This window comes from Streptosporangium sp. NPDC049644 (genome assembly GCF_040675205.1).
Lineage (GTDB): Bacteria > Actinomycetota > Actinomycetes > Streptosporangiales > Streptosporangiaceae > Streptosporangium > Streptosporangium fukuiense.
On sequence record NZ_JBFAOJ010000020.1, the window covers coordinates 100847 to 116265 of the forward strand.

Genomic DNA, 15419 nt, shown 5'->3' on the forward strand with positions numbered 1-15419 from the left:
AAGCAGCAACCACCCTTCTCGGTTGACATTCAACAACTTTTTTGAGTTTATTATAAGGGATATCGTTCCCTCAGCGAGAGGCGCTTCATGCCGCACCCCGCCTACCTCGTCGGAACGGCCGGGGCGGGCATCCTGCTGATCTCTCTGGGCGTCACGCTCGCCCTCACCCTGCGGATCAGACGCCTGCGCGTCGAGCGGGAGCGCGTCCTCGCCAGGGCCTACGAGGGGTTCGCCCGCGACATGCACGACATCGTGGGGCACTGGCTCTGGCTGGCGTCCATCAAGGGAGAACTGGCCCATCGGCGGGCCGCCGGCGACGCGCGCCTGCGCGAGGATCTGGAAGAGGTGATCCAGGCGGTACGGCAGGCCGCGCACGCGGTACGGAACGTCTCCGCGGCCCGCCACCGGCTTTCGTTCCCCGGCGAGGCCGCCCGCGCCAGAGCGCTGATGGAGGGATTCGGGGCCTACTGCTCGGTTCGGGTGGACACCGACGAGCTGCCCGAGCCCGTGAGCACGGCGCTGGGCGCCGTGGTTCGCGAGGGCGTGACGAACATGCTGCGGCACAGCCAGGTGAAGCGGTGCGCGATCGAACTGGTCGAGCACGGCGACCTGCTGCGCCTGACCGTCGTCAACGACGGGGCACCCCGGCGGGAGGCGCCCTCCACCGGCGGCGAGACCGGCAGCGGGGTGGGCAACCTCCGCCACCGCCTGGGCGAGCTGGGCGGCACGGTACAGGCGGCGGGCGGTACGGACGGGTGGTTCACCCTGATAGCCGAGGTTCCCGGCAATTATTCCGAATAACCTTCATGTCTCTCCCGAAAGCGCAGGTAGCACCCGCATTCACGGTCGGCACTGTGCGTTTCGCATATACGAGTGGTTCAGCTTGTAACTAGTGGTTTCTCGGGTTATCCGTAATTCTCTCTTCTGGAAGACAGCAGGGGAGAATGCCGTGGATGACCAGTATGAGCTTTATTGTCTGGCGGACCCGCTTTTTTATGACACGCTTGACGGCCGGCGGAGCGACCATCCCGATTTCGCGCTCGCGGCCCGGGAGGTCCCGGACGGCTGGCAGCACCAGGCGACCGACACCTGGATGCACTACGCGCCGCTCGCCGGCCGCATCCCCGCCCAGGGCTGGAAGATCCACGTCTCGGCCCGCACCGAGGACGCCGAGCGCGCCATGGAGACGGTCTGGGACTACTGCGTCCCCCGCGGCATCGCGTTCAAGTTCCTGCGCAGCCTGCCGGTCATGACCATGCTGAACTCCAAGGCCGCCCCCCGCGGCGCCAGCGGCAAGCTCGTGACGATCTACCCGGTGGACGAGGCACAGCTGGAGCTCACCCTGAAGGAGCTCGACGAGCTGCTCGCGGGCGTCGAGGGGCCGTACATCCTCAGCGACCTCCGCTACGGCGAGGGCCCGCTCTTCGTGCGGTACGGCGGGTTCGCCGGGCGGCGCTGCCTGGCCGGCAACGGCGAGCTGGTGCTGGCCGTGGAGGACGGCGAGGGGCGGCTGGTCCCCGACGTGCGCGAGCCCTCCTTCGGCGTGCCGTCCTGGGTGGCGCTGCCCGCCTTCCTCGAACCCCACCTGGCCGCCCGCAACGCGGTCACCACCGAGAACCTGCCGTACCGGATCGAGAGCGTCATGCAGTTCTCCAACGGCGGCGGCGTCTACCTCGGCGAGGACCTGCGCACCGGGGAGCGGGTCGTGCTGAAGGAGGCCCGCCCGCACGCCGGTCTCGACGCCGCCGGCCGGGACGCCGTGGCACGGCTGGCACACGAGCGCGACATGCTGGAGCACCTGTCCGGGCTGGACGCGGTACCCGCGCTGATCGACTACTTCACCCTGGGGGGGCACCGTTTCCTGGTCGAGGAGTTCGTCGACGGCAACCCGCTCCAGCGGCAGCTCGTCCAGAGATACCCGCTGACCAGGGCCACCTGCGACGAGACGGCCCTCACCGAGTACACCGCCTGGGTGCTCGACACGCTTCCCAAGGTGCGGCGGGCGATCGAGTCCCTGCACGGACGCGGGGTGGTCTTCGGCGACCTGCACCCGAACAACATCCTGGTGACCGAGGACGGCCGCCTGGTGCTGATCGACTACGAGGTGGCGACCTTCAGCACCGATCGCGGCCGCGCGGCACTCGCCCATCCGGCGTTCGGCGCGCCGGCCGACCGTCAGGGCACGGACGTCGACCGCTACGCCCTCGCCTGCCTCTACCTCGGCCTGTTCGCCCCCCAGCTCACGGTCATGCTGCCGCTCGACCGCGCCAAGGTGGTCGACCTGGCCAGGCTCATCACCGAGACCTTTCCCGTGCCGCCCGAGGTGATCGACGAGGCGGTCCTGACCGTCGCGGGCCCCGCTCCGGCGGCGGTCACACCGTTCCCGAGGCCGGGGCACGACGGCTGGCCCGAGCTCAGGGAGGCGATGACCCGGGCCATCCTGGCGAGTGCCACTCCCGAGCGCGACGACCGGCTATTCCCCGGTGACGTCGCCCAGTTCCAGCCCGGCGGGGGCATCAACCTCGCGTACGGCGCCGCGGGCGTGCTCTACACGCTGGCGGTGACCGGGGCCGAGCGCCTCCCGGCCCACGAGGACTGGCTGCGCCGCAGGGCGCTGGCCCCCGCTCCGGGAACAGGTGTCGGTTTCTACGACGGACTGCACGGCGTGGCCTACGTCCTCGACCTGCTCGGGCACCGCCAGGACGCGATCGACACCGTCGACCTGTGCCTGCGCGAGAAGTGGGAGGCGCTGGAGCTGGGGCTGTTCGGTGGCCTGGCGGGCATGGGCCTGAACCTTCTCCATCTGGGCGTCACCGCCGGCGAACGGGCCTTCACCGACCTTGCCCTGCGGATCGTCGACATCTGCTCCGACAGGCTGGGCGGGCCCGACGACGTGCCGAAGATCAGCGGCGGCAGCCATCCCCGCGCCGGGCTGATGTACGGCTCCTCCGGGCCCGCCCTTCTCTTCCTGCACGCCTACGAGCGCACCGGCGACACGTCGCTGCTCGACCGGGCGGCCGCGGCGCTCCGGCAGGACCTGCGGCGCTGCGTCACCGGCGAGGACGGAACCCTCCAGGTCGACCAGGGCTGGCGCACGCTGCCCTACCTGGACGAGGGGTCCGTGGGCATCGGCGTGGTGCTCGCCCGCTACCTGGCCCATCGCGACGACGCGGACCTCCGTACCGCGCTCGACGGCTGCCGGCTCGTCACCCGGGGACGATACTTCGTGCAGTCCGGCCTGTTCACCGGCAGGAGCGGCGTGCTCGCCGCCCTCGGCTGGGGCCTGGGACCCGAGCAGCCCCTCCACACCGACCACCCAGACCTGGCCGCGCAGCTGCGCGGGCTCGGCTGGCACGCGCTGCCCCATGGCGGCGGGCTGGCCTTTCCCGGCGACCAGCTGCTCAGGCTCTCCATGGACTTCGCGACCGGCACGGCCGGAGTCCTGTTCGCGATGAGCGCCGTGCTGCACGACCGGCCGGCGTTCCTCCCCTTCATCGAGCCGCCCGGCGGCACGAACGCCCCTGCCTGGGCGTCCGCGCACGGATCCGCCGGGCGGTTTGGCACCTACGACCCCTCGAAGGAGGTGTAACGACATGGTTCTTCTCGACCTGCAGTCCCTGGAAACCCCTGGCGGCGGCCACGGCGGCGGCGGCAGCACCCTCACCGTCCTGGGCTGCGAGTCCGGCCGGCCCAGCAACCTGAGCCTGCTGCTCTGCCACTAGTCCTCCCGTTCCACGAGAACCCAGATAACCCAGACCCCGGAAACGGAGCCATTCCCATGGTCCTTCTCGACCTGCAGTCCCTGGAGACCCCCGGCGGCGGCCACGGCGGCGGCGGTGGCAGCACCCTCACCGTCCTGGGCTGCGAGTCCGGCCGGCCCAGCAACCTGAGCCTGCTGCTCTGCCACTAGTGAGACCCCGTGCCCGGGACGGCCAGCGACGGCGGCCGCCCCGGGCACACCCGTTCCAGGAAGGAGGGACCGTGCGGGCAGCCGACCGGCTGGTGGCCGAGACCGTACGGCGTGGCGGACCCTGGCTGGCCGTCCTCGCGGTCACCTCCGTGCTGGGCGCGTTCGCTCAGCTCTCGCTCCCCCTGGTGCTGGGCAGGACCGTCGACGAACTCGTGGCCGACGGCACGGGCGCGGCGACCTGGCTCGGCGCCTGCGCGGGCGTGGTCATCCTGACCGTGGCCTGCGACACCCTCGGCGTCTGGGCCTCGGGATCGAGCGGCGCACGCTCCTCGGCCTGGCTCAGGGAACGGGTGGTGCGCGGCGTCCTCGGCATCGGGCCGACGATCACCCGCCGGTTCCCCGAGGGGGACCTGGTCACCCGGATGGGCCTGAACACCGAGGAGATCGGACACGCCCCCGAGTCGCTCGTCACCGGGGCGGTGCTGGTCATCCCCACCGCGGGCGGCATCGTGGCCCTCACCCTCATCGATCCCCTGCTGACCGCGACGCTGGTCGTCGGGCTCGTCCTCATCGCGCTCGTCCTGCGGGCCTTCCTCACCGTGAGCACCGCGATCGCGGGTGAATACCAGGCGGCGCAGGGCGACATCGCCGCCCGTCTCGTCGACGCGCTCGCCGGGGCCCGTACGATCGCCGCGGCCGGTACCGCCGATCGGGAGCGGGCGCGGGTGCTGACCGCGCTGCCCCTGCTGCGCAGGCACGCCATGGCCATGTGGCGGGCCAACGCGCGGGCCGGTGTGCAGGCCGGCGCCGTGGTCCCGCTGCTGGAGGTCGCGGTGCTCGGGGTGGGCGGGCTGCGACTGGCCGCCGGAGACCTCACGGCCGGCGAGTTGTACGCCGCCGCCCGCTACGTCGTGCTCGGCGCCGGCCTCGGCTCGGCACTCGGCTACGTCGGCCGCCTGGCCCGGGCGCGGGCCGCCGCCGCCAGGGTGGACGAGCTGGTCGCCGGGAGCCCCCGGGCCTACGGCACGCGGCCGCTGCCGCCGGGCCCCGGCAGGCTGGAGCTGCGCGGCGTGGACGCGGGCGGCCTGCGCGAGGTGGACCTCGTCATCCCCGGCGGGCAGGCGGTGGCCGTGGTCGGCCGCTCGGGCGCCGGCAAGTCGCTGCTCGCCGCGGTCGCCGGACGGCTGGTGGACCCGCGCCACGGCACGGTCCACCTCGACGGCGTGCCGCTGCCGGAACTCTCCCGCGAGGCGCTCCGCCGGGCCGTCGGGTACGCCTTCGAGCGCCCGGTCCTGCTCGGCGACACCGTCGCCGCCGCGATCGCCCTGGGCGTCGACACCTCCGCTCGCACCCCCGGCACCGGCCGCCGCCGCACCGGGGAAGGCCAGGCCGAACGACCAGGCGCGAACAGGGAGGTCGTCCAGGCCGCCGCGCGGGCGGCCCGCGCCGACACCTTCGTCCGGCGCCTCCCGCTCGGATACGACACACCACTGCGGGAGGCACCCATGTCCGGCGGTGAGCGGCAAAGGCTCGGCTTGGCCCGCGCCTTCGCGCAGGGGCGGCGCCTGCTCATCCTGGACGACGCCACCTCAAGCCTGGACACCGTCACCGAGCGCCAGGTCGCCCGGACGCTGTCCGGGGAGCTGCGCGACCGCACCCGCCTGATCGTGACCCACCGGGTGGCGACCGCCGCGGCCGCCGACCGGGTGATCTGGCTGGACGACGGCAGGGTACGCGCCTGCGGCAGCCACCGTGCCCTCTGGGCCGACCCGGCCTACCGCGCCGTCTTCCAGGCGGGTGCCTAATGACCGCCACCGGCCCGCACCGGCTCCGGGACGGCGCCGTCCTCCGGGGGGGCGCCCGGTGAACCGGCCCATCCGGCGGGCGCTCACCAGGGACCCGTACCAGCTGGTCAGGCTCGCGGGCTGGTCCGTGGCGGAGGCCGCGCCCGCGCTGGTCATCGGCCTGGCCATCGCGCGGGCGATCGACGACGGCTTCGGCGCGGGACGCCCCGCGACCGGGTTCGCCTGGCTGGCCCTGCTCGGCGGTGCCTGGCTGCTGGCCGCCGTCGGCGCGCGTCAGGTGGTGCTGGCCGTCGCCGCGATCGTGGAACCGTTCCGCGAGGAACTGCTCGCGCATGTCGTCGACGACGCGCTGCGCCACTCGGCCGCCTCCGGACAGGGACCGGGGGCGGGGGCGGTGGCCCGCGCCAACCTCCAGGTCGAGCTGGCCCGCGACGCCTTCGCCTCGGTCATCACCGTGGTCAGGTCGTTCGCGTTCACCGTGGTGAGCGTGGTGCTCGGGATGGCGACCCTCGTCCCCGGGGTGCTCGCGCTGGTGCTGCCGCCGTTCTGCGCGGGCCTCGTCCTCTTCTCCCTGTCGCTGCGCGCCCTGGCCAGGCGGCAGCGGGACTTCATCCTGGCCGACGAGCGTACCGCCGGGGCACTGGCCGACATGGTGGGCGGGCTGCGCGACATCACCGCCTGCCGGGCCGAGGAGCGGGTCGCGGGTGACGTCGGCCTCCGGGTGACCGAGCAGGCCCGCGCGGCCAGGTCGCTGGCGCGGGTGACCGCGCTGCGCACCGCGTCGCTGGCGGTGGGCGGCTGGCTGCCGGTACTGCTGGTGCTGGCCGGGACCCCCTGGCTGCTCCGCGAGGGCGCGGGCGCCGGGGTGATCCTGGGCGCGCTGGCCTACGTCACCCAGTCGCTGGCGCCCGCACTCGGCAACCTCGTGGAGGGGCTGGGGATCAACGGCGTCCGGCTCCGGGTGGCACTCGACCGGCTACTGCGCGACGGCGACCCGCCCGTACGGGCGCGCGGGCGGGTCGCGGCCGAGAGCGGCGGGGCCGAGCTGCGCGGCGTGACGTTCGCCTACGGCCCGCACGCCGAACCGGTGATCGACCGCCTCGACCTGTCGGTCCCCGAGGGGGACCACATCGCCGTGGTCGGGCCGAGCGGCATCGGCAAGTCCACCCTCGCCGCGCTGCTGACCGGCGTGCTGCTGCCGGGCTCCGGCCAGGTCATGGTGGGCGGCGTGCCCGCCGACCGCCTCGACCCCGCCGACCGGGTGCTCATCCCCCAGCAGGCGTACGTCTTCCGCGGCTCCCTGCTGGAGAACCTGACCTATCTATCCGGCGCCCCGAGGGAGGCGGTGGACGAGGCCGTGGCCGAGGTCGGCCTGACGAACCTGGTGGCACGGCTGGGCGGCTACTCCGCCGAGATCGACTCCGGCCTGCTCTCGCCCGCCGAGCAGCAGCTGGTCGCCCTGGCCCGCGCCTACCTGGCCCCGGCACGGCTGGTGATCCTCGACGAGGCGACCTGTCATCTGGACCCGGCGGCCGAGGCCCGCGCGGAGGAGGCGTTCGCCCGCCGGGGCGGCACGCTCCTCGTCATCGCCCACCGGCTGACCTCCGCCCTGCGGGCCCGGCGGATCCTCGTGATGGACGGCACCAGCGTCCGACTGGGCACGCACGAGGAGCTGCTCGCCGCCTCCCCGCTCTACGCCGACCTGGCCGGACAGTGGAATCCGTCGAGCAGCCAGGAGCTGGTGCCTTGACTCTCCCCGAAGCCAGAGCCCTGGGTGTCCACGCCGAAGGAGATTCGATGATCTATCCTCCCGCCGAGCGGCAACCGGTCGTCGACCACCTGCACGGCCACCCGGTGCCCGACCCGTACCGCTGGCTGGAAGACTCCGGCAGCCCCGAGACGCGGGGCTGGATGTCCGCCCAGGAGAAGCTGTGGCGCGGCCACGCCGCCGCGCTGCCTGGACATGACCGGTGGCACGCGCGGGTGGCCGCGCTGACCGGCGCCGGGATGGCCGGCGTGCCGATGTGGCGCGGCGGGAGCCGGTTCTTCCTGCGCCGTACGGCTGAGCAGGAGCACGCGGTCCTCTGTCGTATCGGCCCCGACGGGGCCGAGGAGACGCTGATCGACCCGACGGAGCTGGACCCGAGCGGGCTGACCACGCTCGACCGGTGGCAGCCCGACTCGGACGGCCGGCTGGTGGCCTACCAGCTCTCCACGCACGGCGACGAGCGCTCGGAGCTGCGGGTGATGGACGTCGCCACCCGGCGGGTGGTCGACGGCCCGATCGACCGCTGCCGGTACTCCCCGGTGGCGTGGCTGCCCGACGGGAAGGCGTTCTTCTACGTCCGCGCCCGCCGGGTCCGCCTGCACCGGCTCGGCACCCCGGCCGAGGACGACGCTGTGATCATGGGCGAGGACCGCTCCTACGGGCTGGGGATCAGCCACAACGGGCGCTGGCTGACCGTCTCCGCGGCGGCGGGCGACGGCAACGACCTCTGGCTGGCCGACCTGTCCGCCTCCTCCCCCGAACGCCCCGACCTGCGGGTCGTCCAGCGGGCGGCGGGGGCGGTGACGGTGCCCGCGGTCGGCCGCGACGGGCGCCTGTACCTGCTCACCACCCTGGACGCGCCACGGGGACGGCTCTGCGTGGCCGACCCGGCGCGCCCCGGCACCGAGCACTGGATCGAGTTGGTCGGCGAGGACCCGGAGGCGGTGATCGGCGAGTTCGCGATCGCCGGGCAGACGCTGCTCGTCGGCTGGACCCGGCACGCGATCGGCGAGATCAGCGTCCACGACCTGGCGACCGGGAAGCGGCGCGGCCTGGTGCCGCTGCCGGGGCTCGGCTCGGCCGGCGCGATGACCACCCGTCCCGAGGGCGGCCACGAGGTCTGGTTCACCTACACCGACAGTGTCACCCCGCCGAGTGTGCACCGCTACGACACCCGTACCGGGCGGACCTCGCTGTGGGGCGCCGCGCCCGGCGCGGTGCGGGTGCCGGAGCTGGAGGCCCGGCAGGTGGTCTTCGCCTCGGCGGACGGCACCCCGGTGCGGATGGTCGTGCTGGCGCGGCCCGGCTCGGGGCCCCGGCCCACGATCCTGTACGGCTACGGCGGCTTCGGGCTCTCGCTCACCCCGTCGTACTCCAGCTACATCCTGCCCTGGGTCGAGGCCGGCGGGGTGTTCGCCCTCGCCCAGCTGCGCGGCGGCGGCGAGGAGGGCGCCGCCTGGCACCGGGACGGCATGCTGGAGCGCAAGCAGAACGTCTTCGACGACTTCGCGGCGGCGGCCGAGGCGCTCGTCTCCGGCGGCTGGACCACTCCCGCGCAACTGGGCGCCTGCGGCGAGTCCAACGGCGGGCTGCTGGTCGGCGCCGCGCTGACCCAGCGCCCCGACCTGTTCGCCGCCGCGGTCTGCTCGGCGCCGCTGCTCGACATGGTCCGCTACGAACGCTCGGGGCTCGGCCCGGCCTGGCGTTCGGAGTACGGCTCGGCCGACGACCCCGAGCAACTGGCCTGGCTGCTGTCGTACTCCCCCTACCACCGCGTCGCCGAGGGCGTCGACTATCCGGCGACGCTGCTGACCACCTTCGGCGGCGACTCCCGGGTCGATCCCCTGCACGCGCGCAAGATGTGCGCGGCACTGCAGTGGGCGACCTCGGGCTCGCGGCCGATCCTGCTCCGCCACGAGGAGGGCGTCGGCCACGGCTCCCGCGCGACCGGCCGCGCGGTCGCCCTGGCCGCCGACATGCTCACCTTCCTCGCGGCCCACACCGGCCTGGAGGCCGGCGCCTGAAACCTCCGCCCGGCCTTCGGAGCTCTCTTTCCACTCACTCGCCACTCTTCTGGAGGGAGTCGAGGCGGGTCATCTCGTCCGGTGAGAGCCGCAGGGCGCCGGCGGCCACGTTGTCGGTCAGGTGATCGGGGTTGCCGGTGCCGGGGATGGCCAGCACGTGTGACCCGCGCTGCAGCGTCCAGGCCAGCCGGACCTGCGCGGCCGTCACGCCGTGCGCGCGTGCGACGGCGAACACCTCCTCGCTGTCGGTGACGCTCGCACCCGCCTCGCGCCCGGCACCGGCGATCGCGAAGAACGGTACGAACGCCACCCCCTGCTCCCCGCAGATACGTAGCAACTCGTGGTCCTCGGGCCGCGCGCCGATGCCGTAGGCGTTCTGCACGCAGACCACCGGTGCGATGGCCTGTGCCTCGGCGAGGTGCGCGGGTGTGACGTTGGAGATGCCCAGATGCCGGATCAGCCCCGCGTCGCGCAGGTCGGCCAGCGCACCGAAATGCTCGGCGATCGAGCCGGTCGCCTGACTCCGCGGGATGCGCAGGTTCACCACGTCGAGGTGATCCCGGCCGAGCTGGCGCAGGTTCTCCTCGACCTGGCCGCGCAGCTGCTCCGGCCTGGCCCACAGCCACTCACCCGACGGATCCCGGCCCGGCCCGACCTTGGTGACGATGACCAGGTCGTCGGGGTACGGCGCCAGCGCGCGGTTGATCAGCTCGTTCGCCGAGCGCAGCGCAGAGAAGTAGAAGGCCGCGGTGTCGATGTGGTTCACCCCGAGCTCGACCGCGCGGCGCAGCACGATGATCGCCTGACCACGATCGCTCGGGACACTGTTCCCGAACACCGTGCCGTGCTGCGCCAGGCGCATCGCGCCGAACCCGATCCGGTTGACCGGCAGGTCGCCGAGCTCGAAGCTGCCCGCGGCCGCGGCGGTGATCGTCTTTGCGGTCATCGAATCTCCTTGAGCGTGGAGACCCCCGCCTTCAGGCGTGAGGAGAAGGTCAAGGTCGAAGTCTGCCAGCTCCATCGACGGGACAGGGCTTCGATGATCTGGCTCATGCCCGATGGGTCAGGGGGCGGAGAGAAGCCGCCTCACCGACCATGGGGGACCGGGGCGCACGGCCTTGGCGCAGGGCTCGATCCCCGTCGACCACCGCTCACCGATCACTCACCCTCATCGCGCACCGCCTGCGATGTGTCGGGATGGACAAGGCTCCGCGAGGTCGCCGCGGTGATCAGGAGTTCCTCCCTCGAAGCACCCCCAGGGCGGTGCTCTAAATCCCCTCCGCGGCTCTGGCGGTCGCAGCGACGTGCTCGTCGGCGGTCATGCCGAGGTTGGGGTCGTGCCGGTTGAGGTCGTGCTGGTCGTCGGCCCACCGCCGGTAGTCCCGCCGGACGGTGAGCTCGTCGGAGTCGATGATGCGGGCGATGTCGGCCCAGGTGACCCCGGCCAGTAACGCGTGGTGGACGTTGGCGGGATGACGCACGGTGCGTGCGATGCATTCCGCCAGCGCCAGCAGCTCGATGTGCTCGGCCACGGTGAGCGGAGGACGGTCATCGGCTCCATGCCGGACGGGGTCATAGATCCCCCGGTCCACCAGCTCGATCCGGGCGCGAGCCGACGCGTGCCTGGCGGCCAACTCGTTGTAGCGCTCCAGCTGCCGGCTGACGGGCATGTCGTAGCGAGCGTCGCGCCAGGTCGCGATGTGCTCGGGCATGGTCATGACGACTCCTCCAGAGCAGTCGGGTGTTGGCTTCAAGGGATCACCGATGCGGCGAACCGCACTTCAGCGATCATGCCTCAGGTCGGTGAGACGAATGCGCGGATATCTCAGATCGCTGGGACTGCCTTACATCCGGCGAGACGGGACAGGGCTTCGCTGATCCCATGCTCCCGCTCATCTTGGCGCTGCGGGAGATGACTGTGTCCGCCCCCAGATGCGGTGGGAGTCCGGTACGGGATAAGCGGTGTCGGTGGGGGTGATGTCCCAGATGCGGGTGGGGCCGAGCCGGGTGTCGAAGGGCGGCCAGCCGGGGTCGCCGGTAGCGGCGAAAGCGGTCCATGCGGTGCGGATCCGGTGGGACAGGGCGGCGAAGCCGGCGGGGGGCGGGGTGCCGAGGAAACGGGCGGCGTAGCGGGTGTGCGGCAGGCCGAAGACGAACGGAAGGTCGATGCCGTGGGCGGCGCCGATCGGTCCTTGCCAGGCGAAGTCGTACAGCCAGGTGCGGCCGCCCGTCCTGGCGTGTGCTTCGGCGGTGAAGGTGGTCGGCATGCGCACCAGGGCGTCGGACATCAGCGTGGTGAACAGTTCGGTGACGGTGCTGTCGGGGTAGGCGGCCCGATAGGCCGGGGCGGCGTCGGGCGCGAGGCCGAAGCTGGCCGCGACGGCCGCCAGATCGATCCGCGCCGGGTCGGCCGGGGACGGGAACCCGCGGTATTCGTCGTGGGTGAAGCCGCAGAGCAGGTCGATGTGGCGGGCACGCCCGTCGGCGAGAGCCTGCCAGGGAGGTGCGGTGACCAGGTCACCGTCGATGACGGGAGCGAACGCGCCGCCGGGGCGCCCGCCGGTCAGCTGGGCGTCCGGCACTTCCAGGAGGGTTTGGGCGGGCAGCGCGGCCAGAGCGTCTCGGGTAGGGGCGGTGCCGACGGCTGCCGCGAGCCGTTCGGTGACCCGCTGGGCTTCGGGGGCGCCGAGGTGGCCCGCGGGAAGGCTCTGCACGATGCACCGCCGGAACAGGCCGGCGGCGGCCGGCGCTGCGGCGAGCAGGGCGGCGGACGCGCCGCCGGCGGACTGGCCGAAGACGGTGACGTTGCCGGGGTCGCCGCCGAAAGCGGCGATGTTGTCCTGGACCCAGGCGAGCGCGGCGAGCTGGTCCAGCAGGCCGCGGTTGTCGGGTACGCCGGGCAGGTGGCCGAAGCCCTCGAATCCGGTGCGGTAGTCGAAGGTCACGACGACCACTCCGGATCCGGCCAGGACCGAGCCGTCGTAGTGCGGCATCGCCGCGGCGCCGTGAGTCCACTGGCCACCGTAGATCCACACCATCACCGGCAGGCGCGTGTCCCCGGGGGCCGGGGTCCAGACGTTCACCGTCAGGCAGTCCAGGCCGTCGCCGGGCTGCCACACCGCCGGAACCCCCGGCGCCGGCGGTCGTTGCGGTGGCGCGCCGCCGAAAGCGCCGGCCTCCCGTACTCCGTTCCAGGACGCGGCCGGTCGCGGCGGCAGGAAACGCCGCGCGCCATCGGGTGCGGCGGCGTACGGGATGCCCTTGAACGAGACGACGCCCTCGCGGGTACGGCCGCGGACCAGACCTTGCTGGGTCTGCACCGTGTCGTGCATGTGTTCCTCCTGACAAGACCCCAGGCGTCGATCGGCTCTGGGGGGCGGTTGGATCGAGGCGCTCTCCGTCAGCGCGAGGACTGCCAGGCGCCGGTAGGGCCGTCCTTGGCGAGCTTGGCGAGCAGGCCGTGCAGGGTCTGCTGCTCCTTGAGGGTGAGCGGGCTGAAGAACTCCGCCGAGGCCTGCTCGCTGAGCCGCTCGACTTCCCGGATCTTGTCCAGGCCGGCGGGAAGGATGTGTACCTCCATCGCGCGGCGATCGCCGATGTGCGGCCGGCGCTCCGCCAGTTCCATTGCCTCCAACTCGTTCACCAGGGTGACCATGACGGGCTTGAACACCCTCAGCCGGTCGCTCAGCCGAGCCTGGATCATCGGGCCGTGCTGAATCTGGGTGAGCACGCCCAGGTGCTGTGGTTTCAGCCCGACCTGCGCCGCGACCTGCTCATAGGCCTCGCGGGCGTGGGCTGCGACCCAGTTCAGCAGGAAGCCGGTCCACCTGGTCAGGGCTTCGGGCGGTCCGTCCGCGGCTTCGGCCCTGGATTCGTTAACGTTCATAACGTTAATAACCTTAACGTTTTTGTGAGGAGCGGCCAAACCGCGCCGGGGCCGGCGTCGGTCCGGCCAGGCCGTGGGCCGAGCAGGCCTCCGTGGCGATCGAGACCTCGCCCGCCCTGTCGGCCCTCCATCCGGGTTCGCGTGACGAGCCCCGGAGCGGACCGTCCTTGTCCTGCGGCTCGTTGAAGAAGGCCGTTACCGAGGAGGAGAAGGCCCAGTGGTCAACGCGTCCCCGGAAGAGCTTGAGGTCGGCGAGTTGTCAGCCGATCGCGGTGCGCGCGGTTGGCGTCGATGAGCCGGTCGAGGGCGTCACGGGCGCCGGAGAGCTCATTGATGTGCCGGTCGATCCGGTCTCGCTCCTGTATCAGCCGCCCGAACGCCTCGTCGGAGTTCTGCTCGCTGGGCGAGTCGACGCACGGCAACAGCTCGACGATCGTACGGCTGGAGAGCCCGGCGGCGTACAGGCGCTGAACGAACCTCACCCGCTCGATCTCGTCGTCGGTGTAGTGACGCTGGCCGCTGGTGCTGCGCGTGCTGGCGAGCAGGCCCTGCTCCTCGTAGTAGCGCAGGGAACGGACGCTCACCCCGGTCCGCGACGCCAATTCCCCGATCCGCATCGCACCTCCCATCGAAAATCCTCGGCTAAACGCTTGCATCTGACGTCAGTGTCAGGTCTTAGCTTAGTCCTCGCGTCCAGCCGGCGGACGCGACCATCCGCAGGAATCCCGAAAGGCGCGCAGAAATGACGACCCTGTTCGACCGTTACCAGCTCGGCGCGCTGAGCTTGCCCAACCGCGTGGTGATGGCCCCGATGACCCGGGTCCGCGCGGGTGCGGGCGGCCTGGCGACACCGTCGATGGTGACCTACTACGCCCAGCGCGCCACTGCCGGGCTCATCGTGACCGAAGGGGTGCAGCCCAGCCTTGTCGGGCAGTCCAACCCCGGCACCCCGGGGCTGTACACCGACGCGCAGGTCACAGCCTGGCTGCCGGTCACCGATGCGGTCCACACCAACGGCGGGCGCGTCTTCGCCCAGATCATGCACTCAGGCCGGGTCTCCCACCCCGACACCACGGGGATGCGGCCGGTGGGCCCCTCGGCCGTTCCCGCCGTCGGGGAGGTGTTCACCCCGGCAGGCCCCAAGCCCGCACCCGTGCCGCGGGCACTGGAGACCGCCGAGGTGCCCGAGCACGCGCGATCCTACGCCGAGGCCGCCCGCCGGGCCGTCGACGCCGGCTTCGACGGCGTGGAACTGCACGGCGCGAACGGCTACCTCATCGCCCAGTTCCTCTCCAGTACCGCCAACCTGCGCACCGACGCCTACGGCGGATCGATCGCCAACCGGATCCGATTCGCCGTGGAGGCGGTGTCCGCGACCGTCGAGGCGGTGGGAGGCCACCGGACCGGCATCCGGCTCTCGCCCGGCGCGGGTATCTGGGGCGCGCAGGACACCGACGTCCCCGCCTTGTACGGCGCGCTGCTCGCCGAGCTGGCCCCCCTGGATCTGGCGTACGTCCACCTTGAGGCCAGCACCGACGAGGACGTGCTCGTCGGGCTGCGCAAGGCCTGGCCCGCCGCGCTCATCGTCAACCCGGTCTTCCCGATGGCCCCTCGGCAGACGGACAGGACAGCCGCTGATCACTGGCTGGGGCTCGGCGCCGACCTGATCAGCTTCGGCCGCGCCTTCATCGCCAATCCCGACCTGGTGGAGCGGCTGCGCCAAGGGCTCCCGATCGCGCCGCACGACGAGTCCACCTGGTACCAGGGTGGCGATGCCGGCTACCTCACCTACCCCGCCTACCGGCACACAGCCTGACGCTGAGCGGCTCGCGGTCTCCACCTCTTGCCCGCCCAGGCCCGGACCTGTCGCCGGCTTGCACCTTGGGACATCATCCGGAGGCGATCACCATACGTGTCCAACCGGGTGACACCTGTGATACCTGACTGGTGAGGCAGTTGAGACGGGGGACACCACAGAGAACAGGCCCGGCAAGTGGGCCCTTCCCCCGAGGAGCGCCAGTGTCCG

Annotated in this window: 13 protein-coding genes; 8 read left to right on the plus strand and 5 right to left on the minus strand. The window is 72.3% G+C overall.

Going from position 1 to position 15419, the window contains the following annotated elements; genetic code table 11:
• The first annotated feature begins 87 nt into the window (after positions 1 to 87).
• The 7 genes from AB0J58_RS14710 to AB0J58_RS14740 all read left to right on the plus strand — a co-directional run bounded on the left by AB0J58_RS14710 (position 88) and on the right by AB0J58_RS14740 (position 9507).
• Positions 88 to 801: a histidine kinase gene (locus AB0J58_RS14710; RefSeq protein WP_364215109.1), complete on the plus strand. Its 714-nt coding sequence runs from the start codon at positions 88 to 90 to the stop codon at positions 799 to 801.
• A 148-nt stretch (positions 802 to 949) separates the two neighbouring features.
• Positions 950 to 3589, plus strand: coding sequence for a class III lanthionine synthetase LanKC (lanKC, locus tag AB0J58_RS14715; RefSeq protein WP_364215112.1), 2640 nt, complete (start codon positions 950 to 952; stop codon positions 3587 to 3589).
• A gap of 4 nt (positions 3590 to 3593) precedes the next feature.
• A complete protein-coding gene (locus tag AB0J58_RS14720; protein ID WP_364215115.1) occupies positions 3594 to 3722 on the plus strand; it encodes a SapB/AmfS family lanthipeptide in 129 nt (42 codons plus the stop codon).
• 56 nt (positions 3723 to 3778) lie between these two features.
• A complete protein-coding gene (locus tag AB0J58_RS14725) occupies positions 3779 to 3910 on the plus strand; it encodes a SapB/AmfS family lanthipeptide (RefSeq protein WP_157594223.1) in 132 nt (43 codons plus the stop codon).
• A gap of 71 nt (positions 3911 to 3981) precedes the next feature.
• Positions 3982 to 5715 carry an ABC transporter ATP-binding protein gene (locus AB0J58_RS14730; RefSeq protein ID WP_364215118.1) on the plus strand — a complete coding sequence of 578 codons (1734 nt, stop codon included), beginning with the start codon at positions 3982 to 3984 and terminating at the stop codon, positions 5713 to 5715.
• A gap of 58 nt (positions 5716 to 5773) precedes the next feature.
• Complete coding sequence (locus tag AB0J58_RS14735; protein ID WP_364215121.1) at positions 5774 to 7465, plus strand: ABC transporter ATP-binding protein; 1692 nt, start codon at positions 5774 to 5776, stop codon at positions 7463 to 7465.
• 47 nt (positions 7466 to 7512) lie between these two features.
• The gene (locus AB0J58_RS14740) at positions 7513 to 9507 is read left to right on the plus strand and encodes a prolyl oligopeptidase family serine peptidase (protein WP_364215124.1); all 1995 of its coding nucleotides are present in this window, start codon (positions 7513 to 7515) and stop codon (positions 9505 to 9507) included.
• A 34-nt stretch (positions 9508 to 9541) separates the two neighbouring features.
• On the opposite strand, the gene AB0J58_RS14745 is transcribed toward AB0J58_RS14740, so the two are convergent.
• From AB0J58_RS14745 to AB0J58_RS14765, 5 genes are all read right to left on the minus strand, one after another.
• On the minus strand, positions 9542 to 10453 hold the full coding sequence (locus AB0J58_RS14745; protein ID WP_364215127.1) for an oxidoreductase: 912 nt from the start codon (positions 10451 to 10453) through the stop codon (positions 9542 to 9544).
• A gap of 322 nt (positions 10454 to 10775) precedes the next feature.
• Complete coding sequence (locus AB0J58_RS14750; RefSeq protein WP_364215130.1) at positions 10776 to 11225, minus strand: hypothetical protein; 450 nt, start codon at positions 11223 to 11225, stop codon at positions 10776 to 10778.
• Between the two features lie 174 nt (positions 11226 to 11399).
• Positions 11400 to 12839: a carboxylesterase family protein gene (locus AB0J58_RS14755; protein ID WP_364215133.1), complete on the minus strand. Its 1440-nt coding sequence runs from the start codon at positions 12837 to 12839 to the stop codon at positions 11400 to 11402.
• A 68-nt stretch (positions 12840 to 12907) separates the two neighbouring features.
• Positions 12908 to 13393, minus strand: coding sequence for a MarR family winged helix-turn-helix transcriptional regulator (locus AB0J58_RS14760; protein WP_364215136.1), 486 nt, complete (start codon positions 13391 to 13393; stop codon positions 12908 to 12910).
• Positions 13394 to 13614: 221 nt separating this feature from the next.
• Complete coding sequence (locus tag AB0J58_RS14765) at positions 13615 to 14010, minus strand: MerR family transcriptional regulator (protein ID WP_364215139.1); 396 nt, start codon at positions 14008 to 14010, stop codon at positions 13615 to 13617.
• Positions 14011 to 14135: 125 nt separating this feature from the next.
• On the opposite strand from AB0J58_RS14765, the gene AB0J58_RS14770 reads away from it, so the two are divergent.
• On the plus strand, positions 14136 to 15209 hold the full coding sequence (locus AB0J58_RS14770) for an alkene reductase (protein ID WP_364215142.1): 1074 nt from the start codon (positions 14136 to 14138) through the stop codon (positions 15207 to 15209).
• The last annotated feature ends 210 nt before the right edge of the window (positions 15210 to 15419 follow it).